Consider the following 22,497-nt stretch of genomic DNA (forward strand, 5'->3'; position numbering starts at 1 on the left):
GGCAAGCAACGCAGGGGCTTTGCGGGAGCTGGAAAATGGTTCGATTCCCTAAGCCCGTTCTAGATCAGAAACATGAAAGCCCTGTTTTTACAGGGCTTTTTTGTGGGCGATGTTCAAGGGTGGCGATAGCCCACCGAAGTCTCGCTAACTCGCAAAGAACATCCCCCACACTCTCTCCAGAAGTTCCTAGTTTGACGCTCTGACAGCTCTACTACTCAGCGTGAACAACACCACAGCAACAAAGCAAACCGACACTTGGGTTGCGCCCAGCGTCGTTACCGGCGCGAACTCCAGTACCGATACCAGCCAGGTGGTGATCGCGGCAGCGCCCATGGTCAGGAAGCCGAGTAGCGCGGAGGCCAGGCCCGCTTCCTTGCCGAAGGGGCCCATGGTGATTGCGGTGCCCAGTGGGTTGGCGAGGCCCATGCCCCAGAGAAAGATCACCATCGATAGTGAGTACCAGCCCAAACCGGGGTTGTTTGGCCCGATAAGCAGCAGGCTGCCGGCCACCAATGCGGTGGCAAGGCCGAGGGTGGTGATCGTGCGGCCGCCAAAGCGGTGGGCCAGGCGTGGGGCAGCCATGCCGGCAGCGAACACCACGAACACGGTGGCGGCGAAGTACAGCCCGGCCTGCAGTGAGGACAGGCCCATCCCGCTCATCAGGATCGCCGGTGCGGCAGCGAAGGAGGCGAACAAGCCGCTCATCAACAGGCTCACCGAGGCAGCCGGCAGGATGAATTTGCCGTCGCGGAGCAATCTGCCGTAAGCGGCGACCACGCGTGGTGCCGAGAGCGCGACTCGGCGTTCACGGGGCAGCGTTTCGCCAAGGCCGCGGGCGTAGAAAAATCCGATGACAACGGCGGCAACTCCCACCATCAAGAAGATCGCCCGCCATCCCAGAGCAGTGGTCAACACGCTGCCGAGCAATGGCGAAAATCCGGGTGCTGCCGCGGTGGCGATCATTGTCAGCGACAACGCGCGCCCCAGGGTTTCGCCCTCGAACAGGTCACGGGCAATGGCCCGCGCCAGCACGGCGGCAGCACACACCCCGAGCGCTTGTACGACACGCCCGGCAATCAGCACGTCGAGGCTGCTGGCAAAGCCTGCGACCAATGTGCCGATCACGAATAGCGCAAGCCCACCCAGAACAAGCCGCTTGCGCCCGTACCGATCTGCCAGCGGCCCCACCACTAATTGAGCGAATGCGAAGGTGATGAAGAAACTGGAGAGGGTCAGCCCCAATTCGCGAGAGGAAACACCAAGCTGCTGGCCGATTTCCGGGAACGCGGGAAGGATAATGTTGGTGGAGAGGATGCTGATCGCAGAGAGGCTCGCCAGCAAGGCGACGATTTTGCCCGTCAATGCCGGGCTGCCTTCGCGGGTCGTTGCGGCATCGATTGCTACCGGTTGGCTGTCGACGCTCATGGCGTTGCCTCCCAGCGGCGGAAAAGCACGCTGGCATTGACGCCGCCAAACCCGAAGCCATTCGAGAGCGCGTGGGTGATCGACATCTTACGGGCGCTGAGCGCGACAAGATCGAGCCCTCTAGCGCTCTCATCTGGCTCGCCCAGGTTCAAGGTCGGCGGCACGATCTGATCACGCAATGCCAGCACCGTGAAGATCGCTTCGATACCACCTGCCGCGCCCAGTAGATGGCCGGTGGCGGACTTGGTCGAACTGATCGCGACGGACGAATCATGGCCAAACAGCGAGCGGATGGCCGCCAGTTCACCCTTGTCGCCAACCTGGGTCGATGTCGCGTGGGCATTGATGTGCTGCACATCGACGGCGCTCAGGCCTGCCTGGGCGAGCGCTTGCTGCATGGCGCGGCGGGCGCCGCTGCCATCTTCCGGGCCAGCCGTCAGGTGGTAGGCGTCGGCGCTGGTGCCGTAGCCCACCAGTTCGGCCAGCGGCGTGGCGCCGCGTGCCAGGGCATGCTCGAGCGACTCGATCACCAACAACCCGGCGCCTTCGGCCATCACGAAACCATCGCGGTTACGGTCGAAGGGCCGCGACGCCTCTTGCGGCCGCTCGGCAAAGCCGGTCGAAAGCGCACGGGCCGCCGCGAAGCAGCCAAGGGTCACGCGATCGATGGCCGCTTCCGTACCGCCGCAGATGGCGATATCCGCTTCGCCGCTTCTGATCAGCCGAGCAGCATCGCCAATGGCCTGCACGCCAGCAGCACAAGCGGTCACCGGCGCGCCGAGCGGCCCTTTGAAGCCGTGACGGATCGAGACGTGCCCCGCCGCCATGTTGGCGAGAAACGACGGCGCGGTGAACGGCGAGAGCCGGCGCGGCCCGCGCGAATCGGTAATCCGCACGGCTTCAGCCATGGCACCGAAGCCACCCACACCCGAGGCGATGATCGTCGCCGTTCGCTGCTGTTCTGCTTCGCTGGTCGGGTGCCAGCCCGCCTGTTGCAGCGCTTCATGCGCGGCGACGAGGGCGAACTCGATGAAGCGATCCATCTTCTTGCGTTCTTTGCCGGGGATGATCAGCTCGGGTTGATACCCGGCGATGGCATCGTCCTCCAGCGTCGGCACTTGCCCGCCCACGGTTACACCGGTGCCTTCGGTTATCTCTGTCGGCAGCGTGGCAATGCCCGAGCGCCCGGCCAGCAGCCGGCGCCAGACCTCGTCTACACCACAACCCAGCGGCCCGACGATACCGGTGCCGGTTACCACGATGCGTGTATGTCTTTGGAAATCGATCATTACAGCCTCCTCGTGCTCGGTATGCGCCCGCCTCGTTTGGCATCAGGCTGGCGCTTGGGCATTGGCGGTGTGGGGGCGAATCTTGAACCAGATGGAATACATCGCCGGCAGGAACACCAGGGTCATGATGGTGCCGACGAACGTCCCGCCGATCAGCGTGTACGCCAGCGTGCCCCAGAACACCGAATGGGTCAGCGGAATGAAGGCGAGGATGGCCGCCAGCGCGGTCAGCAATACCGGCCGGGCTCGTTGTACCGTGGCCTCGACGACGGCATTGAACGGGTCGAGCCCCTCGCTTTCGTTGTGATGGATCTGCCCGATCAGGATCAGCGTGTTGCGCATCAGAATGCCCGATAGCGCGATCAGGCCAACCAGGGCATTGATACCGAACGGCTGCTGGAACAGCAGCAGCACCGGCACCACGCCGATCAACCCCAACGGCGAGGTGAGGAACACCATGACCATGGCCGAGATCGAGCGCACTTGCAGGATGATGATCAGCAGCGTCAGGGCGATCATGATCGGCAGCAGCGGCAGAATCGCCTGGCTGGCCTTGCCCGATTCCTCGATGGAGCCCGCCATCTCGATCCGATAACCGCCGGGAAGTCCGTCGATGATCGGCTGCAGGTCTTTCCTGAGCGCTGCGGAAACGTCTGGCGGCTGCAGCTCCTCGGAGATGTCGCCACGCACGGTGATGGTGGGCGTACGGTCGCGGCGGCGCAGGATGGGGTCTTCCATGCGCACATCGACCTCGCCGATTTGCGAGAGCGGGATGCGCTGACCGGCAGCCCCGACCAGCGTGAACCCTTCTATCTTGGCCGGATCGAGGCGGATATCACCCGCTGCGCGCCCCACCACCTGCACGGAGCGAATGTCTTCGCGCACTGCCGTGATCGGCACGCCCGACAGCAGGAACTGCAACTGCTGCGCAACCGCGTTGGAGGTCAGCCCCACCGCCTGCAAGCGATTCTGATCCAGCGAGAAGTGCAGCGTCGGCACCAGTGGGCCCCAGTCGGTATTGACCGTTCTCATCATCGGGCTGGCCTGCAGCACGCCCTGAACCTCGGCGGCGATTTCGCGCAGCCGAACGGGGTCAGGCCCCATTACCCGATAAGCGACCGGGAATGGCGAGTACGGGCCAAACACCAGTTGCGTGACGCGCACCCGTGCTTCCGGGGCCAGGCCCTCGGATGCCGCTTCACGTATGCGCTGCTTGAGCGTTTCGCGCGCCTCCTGGCTGTCCGTCAGCACGACGATTTTGGCAAAGGACGGATCAGGCAGCTCGGGCGCCATCGCCAGGTAAAAGCGTGGTGGGCCCTGGCCGATGTAAGAGGTGACGATCTTGGCTTCTTCCTGTCCTCGCAGCCAGCTCTCGACCTTGATCGCGGTGGCGTTGGTCTGCTCGATGGACGTGCCGTAAGGCATTTGCACTTCGACCAGCACCTCGGGGCGGTCGGAGGTCGGGAAGAACTGCTTCTTCACCAGGCCCATGCCAACCACGGCGACGACGAAGCACATCACCACTGCGCCCGCCACCAGCCACTTGCGAGCGATGACGACGGCCAGCACCTTGCGAAAGCGGTTGTAGTGGCGGGTGTCATAGATGGCCGCGTGGCCGCCTTCGACCTGCTTGATCTGCGGCAGCAGCTTCACGCCCAGGTAGGGGGTGAACGCCACCGCGACCACCCAGGAGGCGATCAGGGCGATGCCGACGATCCAGAACATGTTGCTGGTGTACTCGCCGGCTGTGGACTGTGCGAAACCGTTAGGCATGAAGCCGATAGCGGTGACCAACGTACCGGAGAGCATCGGCGCGGCCGTGTGGCTCCAGGCATAGGCCGACGCCTTGAAGCGGTCGTAGCCCTCCTCCATTTTCACCACCATCATTTCGATGGCGATGATGGCGTCGTCCACCAGCAGCCCGAGGGCAAGAATCAGCGAGCCCAGGGTAATGCGATCGAAGTTCTTGCCCGTGGCTGCCATCACCACGAAGACGATGGCCAGTGTCAAAGGCACCGCTGCTGCGACCACAACCCCGACGCGCCAGCCCATGCTGACGAAGCAGACCACCATGACCACCAGCAGCGCGACAAAGAACTTGACCATAAACTCATCGACGGACGAGCTGATATTGACCGCTTGATCGGTGACTTTGGTAAGCGTCATGCCCAATGGCATGCTTTCGTTGATGGATGCCGTTTCAGCGTCGAGCGCCTGCCCCAGATCGAGACCGTTCCAGCCCTCGCGCATCACGATGCCCAGCAACAGCGCAGGCTCACCGGCGTTACGAACCAGAAAGGTTGCCGGGTCTTCGTAACCACGTTCCACCGTGGCGACATCGGACAGCTTCAGCGTCCGCCCCTGCACGCTAATCGGCGTGTCGCGAATCTTCTCCAGCTTGTCGAAAGCGCCATCGAGGCGCATCACCACCTGTGGCCCGCTGGTTTCGATGGAGCCGGCAGGCGTCAATGCGTTCTGGCTGTTCAGTGCAGCGAAGATGTCCTGCGGCGCGACGCCCAGCGTGGCCAGCCGGTCGTGAGAAAAGGACACGAAGATGCGCTCGGCTTGCTCACCGATGATGTTGACCTTCTTCACGCCCGGAACATGCAGCAGGCGTTGACGCATCGATTCGGCGTCACGTACCAGTTGCCGCTGGGGTTCGCCCTTGGCCTTCAGCGCGAAGAGCGCAAAGGTCACGTCCGAAAACTCGTCGTTGACCATGGGCCCGATGACACCGGCGGGCAGCGTCTTGGCTTCATCACTGAGTTTCTTGCGGGCCTGGTAGAACTCCTCCTGGACTTGCGAAGGCGGCGTGCTGTCGAGCAGCGACACCATGGTGAATGCCAGCCCCGGGCGCGTGTAGGTTTCGGTGCGGTCGTACCACTTCAGCTCCTGCATGCGCTTTTCCAGCGGCTCGGCGACCTGATCCTGCATTTCCTGCGCGGTGGCGCCCGGCCAGGCGGAGATGATCGTCATCTGCTTGACCGTGAACGGCGGGTCTTCCGCGCGCCCCAGCTGGAAGAACGCCAGCGTCCCGGCCGAGGCGATCAGCAAGATGAGAAACAGCGTGATGGAGCGCTCGCGTACCGCAAGTGCAGAAAGGTTGAAGCGCCCTTCGCTCATGGCTGACTCCCGGCTACACGGGCGTTCTGAGTCGGGGCAACCCTGACTTCCTCACCGTCGCGCAACAGGTGCGCGCCCAATGCCACGACCTGCTCACCGGATACCAGCTTGCCGGCGACACGCGCAGCATCGTCACCAATGGCCAGCACCTCAACGGGACGCCAGGACACTTTCGCCGGTTCGCCGGAAATCACCCATACACCCGAGCCGTTGCCTGGATCATGAAGGGCGGCAATCGGCACCTGCAGAACCTGCTCAGGTGTTTTCCCTCGGCGATGCCCAAGGTTATGGTCGAGCCGAGCGGCGCATTCGCCAGCGCGCCCTCAAGCACGTACCTGGCTTCGAACGTACGGGTGGTCGAATCTGCCGCCTCGGAAAGCAGACGCAGCCTGGCAGGAACTGCACTGCCGCTGTTGCCATACAAGGTGGCCTGCGCCTTTGACCCTGGAGCCGGGCGCAGCGTCTCGGGAAGGTGCACGATGGCTTCGCGCTGCCCTGCCCGCGCCAGGCGCACCACCGGCTGCCCGGCACTCACCACCTGCCCGGGCTCGGCCAGTGTTTCCATCACCACGCCATCGGCGTCGGCCAGCAGTGCCGCGTAGCCCGTGGCATTGCGCGCGACGTCGGCCTGGGCTTGAGCCGCACTGAGCTGCGCCTTCGCGGAATCAGCGGCTGCCTTGATCTGATCGTAAGCCGATGCCGAAACCGCACCTGCGGCGACGAGACCGCGATAGCGCGCCTCGTCATCAGCCGTCTGCTTGGCTCGTGCCTTGGCGGAGGCAACCGCTTCCTGCTGCGCGCGCGCCTGCAATTTCAGGTCGACCGGGTCGAGGCGCATCAGCGGTTGGCCGCGCTTGACCGTCTGCCCGGTATCGACCAGACGCTCGAGTATCTTCCCGGAAACGCGAAAGCCGAGATCGCTCTGGGTACGAGCAACGACGACCCCGGTGAACGTGCGAGCGACATCGGCCGAACGCTCGACCGATGCCGTCCTGACCAGGGGCGGCTTGTTACGTGGGTCTTTGCTGACGGAAGAATCGCCGCACGCCACCAGGACGACAGGCAATAAACAAACGACGAAGGTGGCGGGCTTGAGGCGCATGGGTTCCATTACTCAAGAGCAATACGGGAACCACATTCTTTGACTTGTGACCAATATTGTCAATGGTCACAAAGATTATCTACGGCGCCAGGCTACGCAATATCAAAGCAGGCAGATGCACGACAGCCTCGGGAGCCCCGTCGAGGTTGTACTGCAACTGTGCCGGATTGATGTAGGGCCGCATGATCAGATAGATCGCGTTGACGGCCTCGTCGAGCGGCGTCTTGCGCTCGAATTCGCCGGCCTCGCGACCGTCGAGAAGGATCTGCTGAATGATCCCGCGAATGCGCGTTTCGTGGCCTTTGACCGAAGGCCATTGGTCACGCGAGGCCACGGCGGCGATGTCGTAAAGCTTGCGATCATGGAAGAAAAGATCGCTGCCTGCCTCTGAAATGGAGCGAAACAGACGCCTGAAGCGCTCGGATGCCGTGGGCGCATCGACGATGGCGGCATCGACGACCTCCATGATCATGGCCAGTCGATTCGAGCAGATCACCTCACCGATGGCCTGCTTGGAATCGAAGAACTTGTAGATGTAGGCCTTGGAAAAACCGATGGCCTTGGCCAGGTCGGACACGGTGGTCTTCTCGTAACCGTAGTGGCCGAAATGCTTGGTCGCCGCGTTGATGACCTGATCGCGGACGTCGTGATCCAAAGGCCCACGGGGGGCTGGCGTATTCATATTTTCATTCATGCCTGCAGCTTAACTCCATGGTGAGCTGATTGACAGCAAGTGACCAATCTATAATATGGTCACACCCTATATCTCGCCTGAGAGAAACGCCATGCCTCCCTTCCGTATTCTTGCTCTCGTGGTGAGCACCAGCCTGGTCGCAGGTTGCGCGGTCGGCCCGGACTATCAGCGAGCGGATGCTCCGCTGGCTGATCGTTATCTCGGCCAAGCCGCCGTCGAGCAACGGCCAGACGCCAAGCCCGCCAACTTTGCACAGTGGTGGGAAGGCTTCGGTGACCCGCTGCTGAGCAGTCTGGTCGCCAAGGCACTGGAGCAGAACCTGGATATGGCACAGGCACAGGCTCGTGTTTCCCAGGCACGCGCCGGGCTCGGTGCAGCCAATGCGGCGCTGCTCCCTTCCGGCAGCATCAACGGACAAGCGGCGCGCGCCTACCAGTCAGTGGAAACGCCACTGGGCCAGGTGCTCGACTCCACGCCTGGCTATGACCGCTATGGTAATAGCTATGAGGCCAACCTCGAAGCGAGCTGGGAGCTGGATGTATTCGGAGGCTTGCGTCGTGGCCGCGAGGCCGCAGTCGCCGAGTACCAGGCATCCGAGGCTGGCGCGGTCGCCACCCGGCTGGCCATCGCCGCACAGACTGCGGATGTTTATACGGCCATTCGTGGCTTGCAGGCCCGCCTGGAGATTGCCGAGCGTCAGGTTAAAACCCAGGAGGACTTGCTGGACAAAGTTCGCCTGCTGCACAGCAGAGGCCTTGCCGCTGAGTTCCAGATGCATCAGACCGAGGGCGAACTGTCGCAGGTTCGGGCAAGCGTGCCGGTGCTGCAGGCAGGGCTGGATGCAGCCATGAACGCGCTGGATGTGGTGCTCGGCGCACCGCCAGGCACGCACCGTGACGAGTTGTCTGCAGCCAGCGCAATTCCACGGGCACCGCAGATTTCGGAAACCGGCTCGCCGGCCGACCTGTTGCGTCGCCGCCCGGACCTCATCGCCGCCGAGCGCCAACTCAAGGCTGCCAATGCGCGCATCGGCGTGGCGATCAGCGAGTATTACCCAAAGTTTTCACTCGGTGCGCTGATCGGCAGCGCGACCACCTCGGGCGGCAACCTGTTCAGCAGCGGAGCCAGTCAATCGGCGGGCGTTCTGGGGTTGCGCTGGAGGCTCTTCGACTTCGGCCGCATCAATGCCCAGATCGATCAGGCCAAGGGCCAGGAAGCCGAGGCGCTCGCCAGCTATCGCCTCTCCGTGCTGCGCGCGACAGAAGACGTCGAGAACGCGTTCTCTGCCTTGGTGAACCGAGAGGCGCAAGCCTCGACCCTCATGGCGGGAGAAACATCGCTGACGCGGGCCCGGCAGTCTTCGTTCATCGCTTACCAAAACGGCACGGCCAGCTTGATCGATGTGCTCAACGCCGACGAGACGCTGCTTCAGGCCTCCGATGCCCGAGCCCAGGCGCAAACGGAGTCGGCCCGCGCCGCGATAGCGGCATTCCGCGCGCTGGGCGGCGGCTGGCAGCCGCACGCTCACTCGGAAGTAGCCGCCAGCGGCGTTGGCGGCTGATGGCTCAGCCCTGCTGCCCCTCTAGTGCCACTGCTCGCTGCCAGCTTGGCAGTGCGGTCAGGCGCTGCAAGTAGGCGGCGAGGTCGGGATACCGCTCGCCCAGGGCCAACTGCTCCACCACGGTGATCGCCACGAAGGCCAGCATGAAGTCCGCGCCGGAAAGCGTATCGCCGAGCACGAAATGCTTGTCGGCCAGAAACTCATCCAGGTAACCCAGCACCTTGTCGAACTCGGTCTGGGTATAGCCGCCGAGAAACGACAAGGTGGTGCCGGCATCCTGCTCGAAGCGGGTGAAGATCTTCAGCAGTACCGGCACCATCGCCGAGCTTTCGGAGAAGTGCAGCCATTGCAGATAGTGAAGATAAGCCGGCGAGTTGAAATCCGGCTCCAGCCGTGGCGCAAAGCGACGGATCAGGTATTCGACGATAGCCCCTGACTCGCTCAGCAACTGCCCGTCGATTTCGATAACCGGCGATTTTCCCAGCGGGTGAATCTGCTTGAGAGAGTCCGGGGCCAGATGGGTGGCGGGGTTTCGCTGATAGCGAACCAGCCTGTAAGGCTCGCCTATTTCCTCCAGCAGCCAGAGGATGCGCAACGAGCGCGAGGCGTTGAGGTGGTGAAGCGTGATCATCGGAGGTCCTTCGGTAGTCGGGCACTGACCGGAAAAGGCTGAGTCCCCGTGCAGCATCTGCACAGGCGATTCAGCCTCAATCAGCGGTTACTTGAGTTGCGCGAGCAGCGCCTTGGCGACATCTTCCGAACTGGCAGGGTTCTGGCCGGTGATCAGCTTGCCGTCTTCGATCACGAAGGGCGCCCAGTCCGGACCTTTTTCGTACAGGCCACCGAGCTTCTGGAACTCGTCCTCGATCAGGAACGGCACCACGTCGGTCAGCTCCACTGCAGCCTCTTCACCGTTGGTGAAGCCGGTGACGCGGCGACCCTTGATCAGCGGCGAGCCGTCGGCGGCTTTGACGTGACGCAGCACGCCAGGGGCGTGGCAGACGAAACCGATGGGCTTGCCGGCGCGCTCGAATGCCTCGATAAGGCTGATGGACAGCTTCGACTCGGCCAGATCCCACAGTGGACCGTGGCCGCCTGGGTAGAACACGGTGTCGAAGTCCGCATCACGGATGGTGTCCAGCTTGACGGTATTGGCCAGGGCCTGCTGTGCGGCAGGGTCGGCCTTGAAGCGGTGAGTGTGCTCGGTCTGGAAATCCGGCAGGTCGCTTTTCGGGTCCAGCGGCGGCTGGCCGCCAGCCGGCGAAGCCAGCACCACCTCGGCGCCAGCGTCCTTGAACACGTAGTACGGGGCCGCGAACTCTTCGAGCCAGAAGCCGGTTTTCTCGCCGGTGTTGCCAAGCTGATCGTGAGAGGTCAGCACCATCAATACTTTCATTTTGAATACCTTCTGATAGCGGTAGGACGTTGAATTAGTCGTTCAGGAAAGCTTCGAGTGCCTGAGTTTTGCCCGCATACGGCGCACGCAGTCGCAGGTTGGAGGCGCCGTCCTGGCTTTGCACCACCACGGGCTTGGCGTGGGTGAAGCGGCGGAAGCCGTGTATGCCGTGGTAAGCGCCCATACCCGAGGCACCTACGCCACCGAATGGCAAGCTGTCCACGGAGACGTGAGTCATGACATCGTTGATCACTAGGCCTCCCGATGTGGTTTGAGCGCTGAAGCGCTGCTGCTGCAACGGATCATCACCAAAATAGTAAGCCGCCAGCGGACGCGGATTGGCGTTGATGTAGGCAATGGACTCATCGACATGCGCATAAGTTTTGACGGGCAGCAGCGGGCCGAAAATTTCTTCCTGCATGATGGCCATTTCATCGGTGACATCGAGAACCAGATGCGGCGCGATCTTGCGCGACCTGACATCGAGCGAAGGCTCACCGTCTGGAGCCAGGCTGATCACCCTGGCGCCCTGGCGCTCGGCATCTTCGAGCAAGCCAGCCAGACGCTCGAAATGGCGCTGATTGATGATCGAGGTGTATTCGGGGTTGCCGATCAGGCTGGGGAAGCTCTCGGCCACGAAGGCCTTGCTGGCCTGCACCAAGGGTTCCAGAGCGTTCTGCGCAACCATCATGTAGTCGGGCGACAGGCAGATTTGCCCGGCATTGAACGACTTGATGGTTAGCGTGCGCTGCACGGCAGTGCGAATGTCGAAATCCTCGGCGACCACCACGGGTGACTTGCCGCCCAGTTCCAGCGTGACCGGCACGAGGTTTTCCGCCGCTGCACGCATCACGTGTTTGCCCACCGCGGTGCTGCCGGTGAAGATCAGGTGATCGAAGGGCAGCGCGCTGAATGCCTGGCCGACGCCAGCATCGCCCAGCACCACGGTCAGCTCGTTCGGGTCGAAATAACGGGCCACCAGTTCGGCGAGTAACTCAGAGGTGCGGGGCGTCAATTCGGACGGTTTGAGCATCGCGGTATTACCCGCCGCGAACACGCCGGCCAGCGGGCCGAAGGCCAGGTTGATCGGGAAATTCCAGGGGCTGATGATGCCCACCACCCCCAGCGGCTGCTGCTCGATCCAGGCCTGCATGCCGGGGCCGGGGCTCTCTACCTGCTCGGGCTGCATCCACTGCTCTACCTGTGCGGCCGAGTGCTCAAGCATTTTGATGGTGGTAACCAGATCGGCAACCATCGACTGGTAGATGCTGCGGTTGCCGAAATCCGCACTCATCGCATCGCTGATCGCCTGATGGTTGTCGCGAATCAGCTTGGCGCTGCGCTGCAGTCGATCCTGACGGAGCTGCGCATCGACAGGCCCAGCGTTCAGGTGCGCGCGCTTCATGCTGCGCAGAATGGCCTGCAGGTCTTGTGTATTGAGCTGGTCGTTCATCGCCCTTCTCCTCGATGTCGTCTGTAAACAATGACGCCATGTTAGGGGGCTGGCCCAGGCAGGAGTAGACAGGGTATTTTACCCAACACATAAATATTTTTATGGATGAGCCATGTCTCTGCTTCGCCTGAGGACCTTCATCGAGGTTTACCGCCAGCGCTCTATCAGTGGCGCGGCGCGCACGCTGAATCTCACCCAGCCAGCGGTTTCACAGCATATCTCGGGCCTCGAAACGGCCATTGGCAGAAGCCTGTTCGAGCGCCAGGCGCGCGGCGTGGAGCCGACGTCTGCAGCACGGGAACTGGCGGCCGACATCGGCGACAAGCTGGACTCCGCGGAGGCCGCACTGGCCTCGGCACGCGCCCGCTCGATAGAACTGGCTGGCGCGCTGCAGATCATTGGCCATGCCGACTTCCTCGCCGAGGTGGTTTCCCGACAGCTCAAACCGCTACTGGAAGAAGGCATCCGTATCCGCATGCAGCACGGCGATCACGAACTGATCTGCCGCATGCTGCTGGAGGGCAACTGCGACCTGGGCGTGGCGGCGTCTGCGCCGAATGACAGCCGCCTGCGCAATGAACTGCTGTACACCGATGACGTTATCGCCGTGGCAGCCCCCGCCGTGGTGCAGCGTTTGACGACAGCGAAGGATTTTCGCCGTGCGCTGCAAGCCGAGCCCGTGCTGGCCTACAGCCTGGAATTACCCCTGATCGATTCGTGGCTGGCCATCAACAAGATCGAGATGGAGTCGGCCGTCCCGGCAATGGTCGGCCAGGATCTGCGCACCCTGCGCACCCTGTTGATCGACGGGTTTGGCTGGAGCACATTGCCGGCCTACCTGTGCAAGGCCGCTATCGAGCGCGGCGAACTGCAGGAAATACCGGCGCCAGTCGGCCATGCGACCCGCGAATACCATCTGTTATGGACGCCCAGCGCCCTGCGCCAGCCGCGCGTCGCACATGCCCGCCAGGCACTGTTGTGGCGCCTGCGCGGCAGCCGGCGTGCCGAGTGAGCGCCCCACTCCCTGCCCATGAAATCGACCCGCGCCTCAGTCGCCTTTGGGCAGGAATACAGTAACCAACAGCCCGCCGCCCTGGCGATTCTCCAACGTCAGCGAGCCGCCATGCCCCTGCGCGATGCGCCTGGCGATACTCAGGCCCAGGCCGTAACCACCGGATTGTGCATTACGTGACGCCTCGGCACGCACGAAGGGTTCGGTGATGCAGGTGAGCAGCGAGGGATCGATACCTGGGCCGCGATCTTCGACACGGATGCTCACGCCCTGCTCCGTATCGCCCAGCACAACCTTTACATCGCGGGCATAACGCAGCGCGTTTTCCAGCAGATTCTGCAGGCAGCGCTGCAGCAACACCGGGCTGCCGAGGATCGGTGCTGCGCTGCCGCTAACGGGCAGCGGCTCGCCTACCGTAGCCAGTTCGCTGCACAAGCAGGCGATCATCTGCTCGACATCCACCGGCTCGGCGACACCGGGTTCGGCGGCATGCTGGAAGTCGAGCACCTGGGCGATCATGGCGTCCATCTGGGCGATGTTGTGCTTCAGGCGCTCACGCTGGGTTTCATCATCAAGGCGCTCGATGCGCAGACGCATGCGGGTCAGCGGGGTGCGCAGGTCGTGAGAAACAGCGGCGAGGAAATACGCCTGATCGCGCATCATGGCGATCAGGCGCTGCTGCATCACGTTGAACGTATGCGCCGCCTCGCGCACCTCCAGCGGGCCGTTCAGGGGCAACGCCGGCTGGTCGAGGTTGTTGCCCAAACCGCGGGCTGCCTCGCTGAGGCGCTGCAATGGGCGCAGGCACAGACGCACCGCCAACCAGCAGATACCGAGCACCGCGAGGATGCGCAATACGTAGATGCGCAGCACGTAGTCGGCGATCAGCGCCCAGGCGGATTCGCCGCTCCAGCCCTGTTGCTCGTGGCCGTCGACCTCCAGCCAGCGACCATCGGCCAATGGAATGGCGAAATGAATATGGGCCAGCGCAGTGCTGAGGCCGAACAGGCTGCGCCAGACAATCGGCTGGCCCTGATCATCGGTCAGCCGTGCTTCCAGCAACCTGACCGCCTGCTCATGGCCGAGCTCATGGGCCAGGGCCTGGCGCAGCAGCAGCTCGACCCGCCGGCGGCCGCGCTTGTCTCCTGCCTCGGCTACCGGCTCTTCCTGCACGCAGCGCACCTGGTAACCCGCAGGCGCCTGCAGGGGCCTGTCAGTGCTGCAGCCCTGCTCGACCCATGCTGCCGTGCGGCTGGCAGCCAGGCGTGCCGGCGCCTCGAGTACCTGGGCGAAGCGCACGTCGAACCAGATGCTGCTCGACAGCAACTGGATGGCCAGCACGCCGCACACCATGATCATCAGCAACTGAGCGAACAGGGTTTGCGGCCACAGGCGTTTCAGCTGGGCCACGCCAGGCAGCGCAGGCATATCAGCTCACCGCGTCGTTGGCGGTGACGCTGAACAGGTAGCCTTCGTTGCGGATGGTGAGGATCTGCAGCCGCTCGCCAGCCTGTTTGAGGTGCTGACGCAGGCGACTGATGCACATGTCCACCGAGCGGTCGTCGGGCAGGTGCGGGCGGGCAAATGCACTGCGCGTCAGGTGGTCGCGACTGAGCACGCGGTTCTGTGCGTTGAGCAGTTCGCACAGCACGCGGTAGTCGGAGCGCGGCAGCAGCAGGAATGTGCCATCCGGCTGGATCAGCGTCCGCTTGACGTGATCGAGCCGGTAGTTGGCGAAGCAGATCGGCGCGTCGCTCTGACTGGCCGCTTCAGCCCTGGCACGGGCGACACCGGCACGGCGCAGCACCGCCTTGACCCGCGCCAGCAGTTCGCGGGGTTCGAAGGGCTTGCTGAGGTAGTCATCGGCACCGACTTCCAGGCCGACGATGCGATCCAGCGCCGAGCCCTTGGCCGACAGCATGATCACGCCGGGGCCATCGAGAGCCTGCACCTGCCGGCACAGGGAGAGGCCATCTTCACCGGGCAGCATCAGGTCGAGGATCAGCAACTGCACCGTCTGCTGCTCGAGCAGTTGCCACATTTGCCGGCCATCGGCCGCCGCAAGTACCCGATAGCCGGATTCGCTCAGGTACTCACAGAGCAGTTCGCGAATCTCGTCGTCATCGTCCACCACCAGCAGGGTTTCCAATGTGGCTGTGATGCTTTGCGGCCTCAGCTCCCGCCCCTCGTTACGTTCCATTACACGCCCGTACAAACCAAGAAATTGCGCAGCCTGCGCAGTACTTAGAATCGTAACAAAAATCTCATGCATATGAGAATTAATGCCAACGACATACGAGACATCATGAACGCACTTACGCCTCACACCTCCTCCGCCCATCGTGACCTGCCGCGTTTTGCGTCACAACGCAGTCTGCTGGTAGCGGCCATGGGCCTGAGCGGGTTGCTGCTCAGCCCGCTCGGCCACGCAGATGCGGGCGCCCAACTTGGCGCTCTCGAACTCGGTGCGATCAGCATCGAAGACAGCGCCATCGATGCCGACGACGCCACCCAACAATTGGGCTACACGGTACGTGGCAGCACCAGCTCCACAGGCCTGGCGCTGACGCCGCGGCAAACCCCGCAAAGCGTCACCACCATCACCAGACAGCAGATGAACGATCGCGGTATCACCAACATCGAGCAGGCCCTGGAAGTGACGCCAGGCGTGAGTGCGAGCAAGTACGAAGTGGGCGGCCGCACCGATTTCCGCGCCCGCGGCTACAAGATCACCAACTGGAAGGTCGACGGCCTGCAGTACTCCGGGGACTCAGGCTTCAGCGGCGCCGGCAACTCCATGAACATGGACATGTACGAGCGCGTCGATATCGTCCGCGGCGCCAATGGCCTGCTTGGCGGTACGGGCGATCCATCGGCCACGGTCGACCTGATCCGCAAACGCCCCGGCAAAGACTTCGGCGGCAGCGCCTACCTGACCTACGGCAGCTGGGACAAGACCCGCCTGGGCGCCGACCTCAACGTGCCGCTTAGCGAGGACGGCCGCCTGCGTTCACGGTTCGTCATCACCCAGGAGGACGCCAACTCCTTTCGCGATCATCAGTCCGAGCGCGCCCGTGCCGCGCTGGCCAACGTCGAGTTCGACCTGAGCGACGACACCACGCTGGGCGCCGGCTATCAGTACGAATACAGCAAGACGGTGGGTGGAGGCTGGGGGGCCAACATCCCGATCTGGTACGCCGATGGCAGCAAGACCGATCTGTCGCGCAGCACCAACCTGGTACCCAGCTGGAGCCATGGTGAAAACCAGACGCGCACGGCATTCGCCTCGCTCAGCCATCGCTTCAACGAGGACTGGAAGCTCGATGTGCAGGCCGCGCAGAGCACTACAGAAGCGCTCAATCATTACGGCCTGGCCAAGGTCAATCAGTTCAGCCGTGGGGTCTACACCGGCTATCCCGAACAGGACGGCAGCGGTATGGTTCTCAACGGCCTGCACAGCTCCAGTGACACCACTCAGCAATCCGCCCAGTTCGACCTCAGCGGCGCATTCCAGCTACTCGGCCGCAGCCACCAGGCGATGTTCGGTTACAGCGACAGCCGCACCGTAGGCTGGACGCCGGAATACAGCTGCACGATGTCCAGCGCCACGCGCACCACGGCGCCGGCGTTGGGCTGCCAGTTCCGCAGCAACAATGGTCTGCCGCTCACCGACTGGCACAACGGTGTCGACGACGACCTGTACATGACGGCCAGCGAAACCGGCCGACATGGCAAGAGCGTGACCCGCCTGCAAGGCATGTACGCCGCCACGCGCCTGAGCATCACCGACCCGCTGTCGGTAATCCTCGGCGTGCGCGCCAGCGACTATCACACCAAGAATGCTACCGCCGCCGGTGTCAGAAGCAGCCAGACCGAGTCAGGCGTGGTCACGCCCTACGTGGGCGCGGTCTACGACCTCAACGACAACTACTCGCTGTACGCCAGCTACACCGACCTGTTCACGCCGCAAAGCGAGCAAACCACCAGCGGCAATCGGGTAGAACCCATCGTCGGGCAAAGCTACGAAACCGGTATCAAGGGTGAGTGGTTCGATGGTCGCCTGAACGCACAGGTCGCCTACTTCCGCACCAAGCAGGACAACAAGGCGGTCACCGACGGCGCCAACCAGACGCCTTCCGAAACCCAGGCCTATGTGGCGGGCAGCGGCACGGAAACCGACGGTATCGATGTCGAACTGGCCGGCGCCATCACCCCGAACTGGAACGTCTACGGCGGCTACACCTACCTGCATTTCCGCCGCTTGGACTCGGATGGGCGCAGTGATCCGTCGCACCTGTTCAAGGCCTCGACCACCTATCGTCTGTCCGGCCCACTGGATCGCCTGACCCTGGGAACCGGTGTCAGCGCCCAGAGCAACATCCGTGCGCTGTCCAGCCCGGCTGGCGTCCCCACCGCAGGCGTAAGCCGCAGCTCGACCGAGGTGAACTGGTCCGGCTACGCGATCTGGAATGCCATGGCCAGGTACGACATCAACGACGACACCGACGTCTCGCTGAACGTCAACAACCTGTTCGACAAGACCTACTACACCCGCTACGGCTTCTACGCTGGCGCCATCTACGGCGACCCACGCAGCATGTCGGTCACCCTGCGCACGCAGTTCTGATCACCTGCATCTGAAACGAAAAAGGGGTAGCTACGGTTGTAGCTACCCCTTTCTCTTGATACGCCATGCCACCCTGAAGCGGCTAAGCGCCTAGGCCTTTCGCAACATCGATCAGCGCTTGTCCTTGCGCTTCTTCTCGGCCTTCTTGTGGTGGCTCATCAAACGACGCTTCTTGTTCACCTGGCGATCCGTAAGGGTATTTTTATTGCCCTCATACGGGTTCTCGCCACCTTTGAACTCGATACGGATCGGCGTACCGACCAGTTTGAGCACACGACGGTAGGTGTTCTCGAGGTAGCGAATATACGACTTGGGCACCGCATCGACCTGGTTGCCGTGGATCACGATCAACGGTGGGTTGGCGCCGCCCAAGTGAGCGTAACGCAGCTTGATGCGGCGGTTGTTGACCATCGGCGGCGCATGGTCGCCGACTGCGTCTTCAAGGATCTGGGTCAGGCGATTGGTCGGCCAGCGCGTGATCGCCGACTGGAACGAGGCCTGCACCGACTTGTAAATATGACCCACACCGGTGCCATGCAGCGCCGAGATGAAGTGGATGTCAGCGAAGTCGACGAAGAACAACCGGCGTTGCAGCTCGGTTTTCACGTATTCACGCTCGCTGGGCTCCATGCCGTCCCACTTGTTCAGCGCGATGACCAAAGCACGACCACTCTCGAGCACGAAGCCGAGCAGGTTGAGGTCATGGTCGACCACACCTTCGCGGGCATCCATGACGAACACCACCACGTTGGAATCCTGAATCGCCTGCAGGGTTTTCACCACCGAGAACTTTTCCACCGCTTCGAAGATCTTGCCGCGGCGGCGCACGCCGGCAGTGTCGATCAGGGTGTACTTCTCGTCATCGCGCTCGAACGGGATGTAGATGCTGTCGCGGGTGGTGCCGGCCTGATCGTAGACGATGACCCGATCTTCGCCGAGCATGCGGTTGACTAGGGTCGACTTGCCGACGTTGGGACGACCGATGATGGCCAGCTTGATGCCGTCCTTCTCGCTCGGGCCGGGAATACGCTTGGGTTCCTCGCCCTCGGCGACGATCTCAGGCTCTTCACCGTCAGCCAACTCGCCAGCATCCTTGGGAAAGCTGCCCAGTGCCGCTTCGAGCATCTGGGTGATGCCACGGCCATGGGCACCGGCGATGGCCAGGGCTTCGCCCATGCCCAGCGGGGCGAATTCCGCGCGGGCCAGATCCGGGTCGATGTTATCGACCTTGTTGACCACCAGGAAGCTGCGCTTGTTGCGCTTGCGCAGGTGCTCGCCAATCATCTGATCGGAGGCGGACAGCCCGGCACGAGCGTCGACCAGGAACAGCACCGCATCGGCTTCTTCGATGGCGTGCAGGGACTGCTCGGCCATTTTCGCGTCGATGCCTTCTTCGTCACCGGAAATACCACCGGTGTCGATCACGATATAGGTACGCCCCTGCCATTTGGCCTCGCCGTACTGGCGGTCGCGGGTCAGACCCGAAAGGTCACCGACGATCGCGTCGCGGGTGCGGGTCAGGCGGTTGAACAGGGTGGATTTGCCGACGTTCGGCCGGCCCACCAGGGCAATTACGGGAACCATTCGGCTCTCCACTTCGTTATTTCAGAAAATACAAAAGCCGCTGCACAGGCAGCGGCCACAAATCTTGCGCTATCTGCCCCACTTGCCCGGCGATACCGGACAGGTGGAGCCGGGCTTTACTTGATGGTCAATGCCACCAGTTTGCCGCCGTTGCCGAAGGCATACAGCCAGTCGCCGACGACCAGCGGACGAGTACGCAGGCCGTCGCTGTCAATGCGGATACGGCCGACGAAACGGCCATCGACCTGACTGATCAGGTGCAGGTAGCCTTCCAGATCACCAAACGCGACATAGCTGGAGAACACCTGAGGCGCCGACAGCTGGCGACGGGCCAGGGCATCGTTGCTCCACAGGGCCGAAGCCGAACGCTCGTCGATACTTTCCACGGTGCCGCTGGCAAGGGTCACATAGACGTTACCAAAGCCCTGCGCCACACCCATGGAGCTGGAAGCCTCGCGCTGCCACAGCACACGGCCACTTTCCAGATCGAGGGAGGCGACACGCCCCTGGTAGGTCACTACGTACAGTTGGCCGCCGGACAGCAGCAGGCCACCGTCGATATCAACAATACGATCAAGCTCGGAACGGCCTTGCGGGATGGCAACACGTTGCTCCCACACTGGAATGCCACGCTGGGCATCCAGGGCAACGACCTTACCGCTCGACAAACCAGCGATGGCCAACTGGTTGGTCAGTACCGGGCTGCCAGTGCCGCGCAGAGTCAGTACCGCCGGGGTATTTTCGAAGATCCAGCGCTGCTGGCCGCTGTAGGCATCCAGGGCAACCAGAGTGTCATCCTGGGTCTGTACCAGCACGGTGTCGCTGCTGATGGCCGGAGCCGAGAGAACTTCGCTCGGCACCTTGGCGCGCCACTTCTCTTCACCGGTGGACGAATCCAGCGCGATCACTTCACCTTTGAGGGTGCCAACCACAACCATGCCGTAGCCAGCAGCTACGCCGCCGGAAACCGGTACGTCGAGCTCTTTCTTCCAGGACACCTTGCCGGTGGTGCGCTCCATGGACATGATCAGGCCTTCGACATCAGCGGCGAAGATCTGCTCGCCGTCGACCACAGGCTCGAGCATGTTGTAGATGTCGCCCTGACCGTTACCGATCGAACGGCTCCACTCTTTCTGCAGCTTCACTTCCTCTTTGAATTTGGGAAGCTCGGCAGGTGGCAGTTCTTTCTTGCTGTTGCTGCTGCAACCAACGACCAGAACGGCCAGGGCCAGCAGTGCGACATTCTTCCAACGCATCACGTCATGCATCCCCTTTGGCCAGGTCGTCGATCTTCATCTGTAGACCACCCACGGCAGCCTCTTCAGACAGCGCGCCCTTAGCCTTCACATAGGCAGCATGGGCATCATCGGCGCGGCCCAGCTTCACCAGCAAGTCACCCTTGAGTTCTTCGCGGCTGGCCAGGTAAGCATTGTCGGCGTCGCCATCAAGCAGCTTCAAGGCTTCGTCGGCTTTGTCCTGGGCAGCCAGAACGCGAGCCAGACGTTGGCGAGCGAGCTCACCAAGGGTGTCATTGGCTGGCTTGTCGACAACGCTGCGCAATTCAATGGCAGCGTCGTCCAGCTTGCCAGACTCGACCGCGACCTTGGCCACGAACAGGCTGCCGTACTGAGCGTACTGAGTACCGCCGAAATCACTCTTCAGTTGACCCGCCAGCGCCGCCACCTTGGCTGCATCAGGCTCACCGCTCGGCGTCAGGGCTGACTCCAGCAATTGCTGGTAGAGCACAGAGGCACCCTGAGCCTGATTGCTCTGGTACTTCTGCCAGGCCTGCCAGCCGAATACCACGATCAGCGCCAGAGCACCGCCCGCTATCAGCGGTTTACCGTTGCGCTGCCACCAGTCTTTGAAGCCGGCCAGTTCATCATCATCGCTATTCAACGCCACCCCAAATACTCCTTAATCGCTAAATCGCTCAAGCCTGCTGGGTGCAGGACGCCAGATGGCCGGCAAGATCCGACCAGGCAATGCTTTGTTGTTCGCTGTCATCGCGCAAAGGTTTGCAACCTACCACGCGAGCAGCCAGTTCGTCCTCACCCAGAATCAATGCATAGGTGGCGCCGCTCTTGTCGGCCTTCTTGAACTGACTCTTGAAACTACCGCTACCAGCGTTAACCAGCAGGCGTAGCCCCGGAACTTCGTTACGCAGTTTCTCCGCCAGGGCCAGGGCTGCCAGTTCGGCAGGCTCGCCAAAGGCGCAGATGAAGGCATCAGCCGGACGGCTCAGCTCGGCGGGCACGCGCTGCAGGGTTTCCAGCAACAGCACCAGACGCTCGACGCCCATGGCGAAGCCAACACCCGGGGTCGGTTTACCGCCGAACTGGGTGATCAGGCCATCGTAACGGCCACCGGCACACACGGTGCCTTGGGAACCGAGTTTATCGGTGACCCACTCGAACACGGTACGGCCGTAGTAATCCAGGCCACGCACCAGCTTGGGGTTGATCTGGTAGGCAATACCGACGGCATCGAGACGCGCCTTGAGGCCCTCGAAATGTACGCGGGACTCTTCGTCGAGATAGTCGTGCAGCGTCGGTGCGTCGACGAGCAGCGCCTGAGTCGTGGCCACCTTGCTGTCGAGAATGCGCAGCGGGTTGGTGGTCAAGCGGCGCTGGCTGTCTTCATCGAGCTGATCGAAGCGCTCCTGCAGGTAGGCCACCAGCGCATCGCGATACACCGCACGGGCTTCGCTGGAACCCAGACTGTTGAGCTGCAGGGTCACGGCATCGCCGAGGCCCAGTTGCTTCCACAGGCGCCAGGTCAGGGTGATCAGTTCAGCATCGATGTCCGGCCCAGGCAGGTTGAAGACTTCAACGCCGATCTGGTGGAACTGGCGATAGCGGCCCTTCTGCGGCTTCTCGTAGCGGAACATGGGGCCCGCGTACCAGAGCTTCTGCACCTGGCCGCCACCGGTCATGCCATGCTCGAGCACGGCGCGCACGCAGCCAGCGGTGCCTTCGGGGCGCAGGGTCAGGGATTCGTTGTTGCGGTCGAGAAAGGTGTACATCTCCTTGTCGACCACGTCGGTGCCCTCGCCGATGCCGCGGGCGAACAGTTCGGTGAACTCGAGGATCGGCAGACGCATTTCCTGATAGCCGTAGCTGTCCAGCAGCTCTGCCAGGGTAGTTTCCAGGTAACGCCAGGCTGGGGTCTGCTGCGGCAGGATATCGTTCATGCCACGAATGGCTTGCAGGGACTTGCTCAATTGTTTTC

Annotated in this window: 16 protein-coding genes and 1 pseudogene; 3 read left to right on the plus strand and 14 right to left on the minus strand. The window is 62.7% G+C overall.

The genetic code is table 11. The features are described from left to right. Positions 1–186: 186 nt before the first annotated feature. From K5Q02_RS22240 to K5Q02_RS22260, 5 genes and pseudogenes are all read right to left on the minus strand, one after another. Positions 187–1,425, minus strand: a complete 1,239-nt coding sequence (locus K5Q02_RS22240; RefSeq protein WP_225834380.1) for a multidrug effflux MFS transporter — start codon at positions 1,423–1,425, stop codon at positions 187–189. Next, positions 1,422–2,714, minus strand: coding sequence for a beta-ketoacyl-ACP synthase II (gene fabF / locus K5Q02_RS22245; protein WP_225834387.1), 1,293 nt, complete (start codon positions 2,712–2,714; stop codon positions 1,422–1,424). Before fabF ends, K5Q02_RS22240 begins: the two co-directional genes overlap by 4 nt. A gap of 42 nt (positions 2,715–2,756) precedes the next feature. After that, the gene (locus tag K5Q02_RS22250) at positions 2,757–5,837 is read right to left on the minus strand and encodes an efflux RND transporter permease subunit (protein ID WP_225834388.1); all 3,081 of its coding nucleotides are present in this window, start codon (positions 5,835–5,837) and stop codon (positions 2,757–2,759) included. Continuing rightward, positions 5,834–6,939 (minus strand): annotated as a pseudogene (locus tag K5Q02_RS22255) (efflux RND transporter periplasmic adaptor subunit). Before K5Q02_RS22255 ends, K5Q02_RS22250 begins: the two are co-directional and overlap by 4 nt. Positions 6,940–7,018: 79 nt before the next feature. Next, the gene (locus K5Q02_RS22260; protein ID WP_442963943.1) at positions 7,019–7,633 is read right to left on the minus strand and encodes a TetR/AcrR family transcriptional regulator; all 615 of its coding nucleotides are present in this window, start codon (positions 7,631–7,633) and stop codon (positions 7,019–7,021) included. 91 nt (positions 7,634–7,724) lie between these two features. On the opposite strand from K5Q02_RS22260, the gene K5Q02_RS22265 reads away from it, so the two are divergent. After that, positions 7,725–9,194, plus strand: a complete 1,470-nt coding sequence (locus K5Q02_RS22265; RefSeq protein WP_225834390.1) for an efflux transporter outer membrane subunit — start codon at positions 7,725–7,727, stop codon at positions 9,192–9,194. A 4-nt stretch (positions 9,195–9,198) separates the two neighbouring features. Here the strand turns inward: K5Q02_RS22265 and K5Q02_RS22270 are convergent, their stop codons facing one another. From K5Q02_RS22270 to K5Q02_RS22280, 3 genes are all read right to left on the minus strand, one after another. Further along, positions 9,199–9,825, minus strand: coding sequence for a glutathione S-transferase family protein (locus K5Q02_RS22270; protein WP_225834391.1), 627 nt, complete (start codon positions 9,823–9,825; stop codon positions 9,199–9,201). Between the two features lie 87 nt (positions 9,826–9,912). Continuing rightward, positions 9,913–10,590 carry a type 1 glutamine amidotransferase domain-containing protein gene (locus K5Q02_RS22275; protein WP_225834392.1) on the minus strand — a complete coding sequence of 226 codons (678 nt, stop codon included), beginning with the start codon at positions 10,588–10,590 and terminating at the stop codon, positions 9,913–9,915. 34 nt (positions 10,591–10,624) lie between these two features. Next, a complete protein-coding gene (locus K5Q02_RS22280) occupies positions 10,625–12,043 on the minus strand; it encodes a coniferyl aldehyde dehydrogenase (RefSeq protein WP_225834393.1) in 1,419 nt (472 codons plus the stop codon). A 112-nt stretch (positions 12,044–12,155) separates the two neighbouring features. Between K5Q02_RS22280 and K5Q02_RS22285 the strand changes: the two genes are divergently transcribed. Then, entirely contained in the window at positions 12,156–13,055 is a 900-nt protein-coding gene (locus K5Q02_RS22285; protein WP_225834394.1) for a LysR family transcriptional regulator, read from the plus strand. 36 nt (positions 13,056–13,091) lie between these two features. Here the strand turns inward: K5Q02_RS22285 and K5Q02_RS22290 are convergent, their stop codons facing one another. Beyond that, on the minus strand, positions 13,092–14,483 hold the full coding sequence (locus K5Q02_RS22290) for an ATP-binding protein (protein ID WP_225834395.1): 1,392 nt from the start codon (positions 14,481–14,483) through the stop codon (positions 13,092–13,094). A 1-nt stretch (position 14,484) separates the two neighbouring features. Then, the gene (locus K5Q02_RS22295) at positions 14,485–15,255 is read right to left on the minus strand and encodes a response regulator (protein WP_225834396.1); all 771 of its coding nucleotides are present in this window, start codon (positions 15,253–15,255) and stop codon (positions 14,485–14,487) included. 189 nt (positions 15,256–15,444) lie between these two features. On the opposite strand from K5Q02_RS22295, the gene K5Q02_RS22300 reads away from it, so the two are divergent. Then, on the plus strand, positions 15,445–17,682 hold the full coding sequence (locus tag K5Q02_RS22300) for a TonB-dependent siderophore receptor (protein WP_442964024.1): 2,238 nt from the start codon (positions 15,445–15,447) through the stop codon (positions 17,680–17,682). A gap of 111 nt (positions 17,683–17,793) precedes the next feature. On the opposite strand, the gene der is transcribed toward K5Q02_RS22300, so the two are convergent. The 4 genes from der to hisS all read right to left on the minus strand — a co-directional run bounded on the left by der (position 17,794) and on the right by hisS (position 22,489). Then, entirely contained in the window at positions 17,794–19,266 is a 1,473-nt protein-coding gene (gene der / locus K5Q02_RS22305; RefSeq protein WP_225834412.1) for a ribosome biogenesis GTPase Der, read from the minus strand. Between the two features lie 116 nt (positions 19,267–19,382). Then, the gene (bamB, locus tag K5Q02_RS22310; RefSeq protein ID WP_225834414.1) at positions 19,383–20,534 is read right to left on the minus strand and encodes an outer membrane protein assembly factor BamB; all 1,152 of its coding nucleotides are present in this window, start codon (positions 20,532–20,534) and stop codon (positions 19,383–19,385) included. Further along, positions 20,527–21,165: a tetratricopeptide repeat protein gene (locus tag K5Q02_RS22315; protein WP_225839828.1), complete on the minus strand. Its 639-nt coding sequence runs from the start codon at positions 21,163–21,165 to the stop codon at positions 20,527–20,529. Before K5Q02_RS22315 ends, bamB begins: the two co-directional genes overlap by 8 nt. Before the next feature lie 34 nt (positions 21,166–21,199). Beyond that, positions 21,200–22,489: a histidine--tRNA ligase gene (gene hisS, locus K5Q02_RS22320; protein WP_225834416.1), complete on the minus strand. Its 1,290-nt coding sequence runs from the start codon at positions 22,487–22,489 to the stop codon at positions 21,200–21,202. Positions 22,490–22,497: the final 8 nt, after the last annotated feature.

The sequence above is a fragment of the Pseudomonas sp. MM211 genome (genome assembly GCF_020386635.1).
GTDB lineage: Bacteria > Pseudomonadota > Gammaproteobacteria > Pseudomonadales > Pseudomonadaceae > Aquipseudomonas.

What these genes read in the sequence shown, in the direction of transcription:
- K5Q02_RS22240 (WP_225834380.1), bottom strand. Translation starts at nt 1,425, where the DNA reads ATGAGCGTCGACAGCCAACCGGTAGCAATCGATGCCGCAACGACCCGC.
- fabF (WP_225834387.1), bottom strand. Translation starts at nt 2,714, where the DNA reads ATGATCGATTTCCAAAGACATACACGCATCGTGGTAACCGGCACCGGT.
- K5Q02_RS22250 (WP_225834388.1), bottom strand. Translation starts at nt 5,837, where the DNA reads ATGAGCGAAGGGCGCTTCAACCTTTCTGCACTTGCGGTACGCGAGCGC.
- K5Q02_RS22260 (WP_442963943.1), bottom strand. Translation starts at nt 7,633, where the DNA reads ATGAATGAAAATATGAATACGCCAGCCCCCCGTGGGCCTTTGGATCAC.
- K5Q02_RS22265 (WP_225834390.1), top strand. Translation starts at nt 7,725, where the DNA reads ATGCCTCCCTTCCGTATTCTTGCTCTCGTGGTGAGCACCAGCCTGGTC.
- K5Q02_RS22270 (WP_225834391.1), bottom strand. Translation starts at nt 9,825, where the DNA reads ATGATCACGCTTCACCACCTCAACGCCTCGCGCTCGTTGCGCATCCTC.
- K5Q02_RS22275 (WP_225834392.1), bottom strand. Translation starts at nt 10,590, where the DNA reads ATGAAAGTATTGATGGTGCTGACCTCTCACGATCAGCTTGGCAACACC.
- K5Q02_RS22280 (WP_225834393.1), bottom strand. Translation starts at nt 12,043, where the DNA reads ATGAACGACCAGCTCAATACACAAGACCTGCAGGCCATTCTGCGCAGC.
- K5Q02_RS22285 (WP_225834394.1), top strand. Translation starts at nt 12,156, where the DNA reads ATGTCTCTGCTTCGCCTGAGGACCTTCATCGAGGTTTACCGCCAGCGC.
- K5Q02_RS22290 (WP_225834395.1), bottom strand. Translation starts at nt 14,483, where the DNA reads ATGCCTGCGCTGCCTGGCGTGGCCCAGCTGAAACGCCTGTGGCCGCAA.
- K5Q02_RS22295 (WP_225834396.1), bottom strand. Translation starts at nt 15,255, where the DNA reads ATGGAACGTAACGAGGGGCGGGAGCTGAGGCCGCAAAGCATCACAGCC.
- K5Q02_RS22300 (WP_442964024.1), top strand. Translation starts at nt 15,445, where the DNA reads ATGGGCCTGAGCGGGTTGCTGCTCAGCCCGCTCGGCCACGCAGATGCG.
- der (WP_225834412.1), bottom strand. Translation starts at nt 19,266, where the DNA reads ATGGTTCCCGTAATTGCCCTGGTGGGCCGGCCGAACGTCGGCAAATCC.
- bamB (WP_225834414.1), bottom strand. Translation starts at nt 20,534, where the DNA reads ATGCATGACGTGATGCGTTGGAAGAATGTCGCACTGCTGGCCCTGGCC.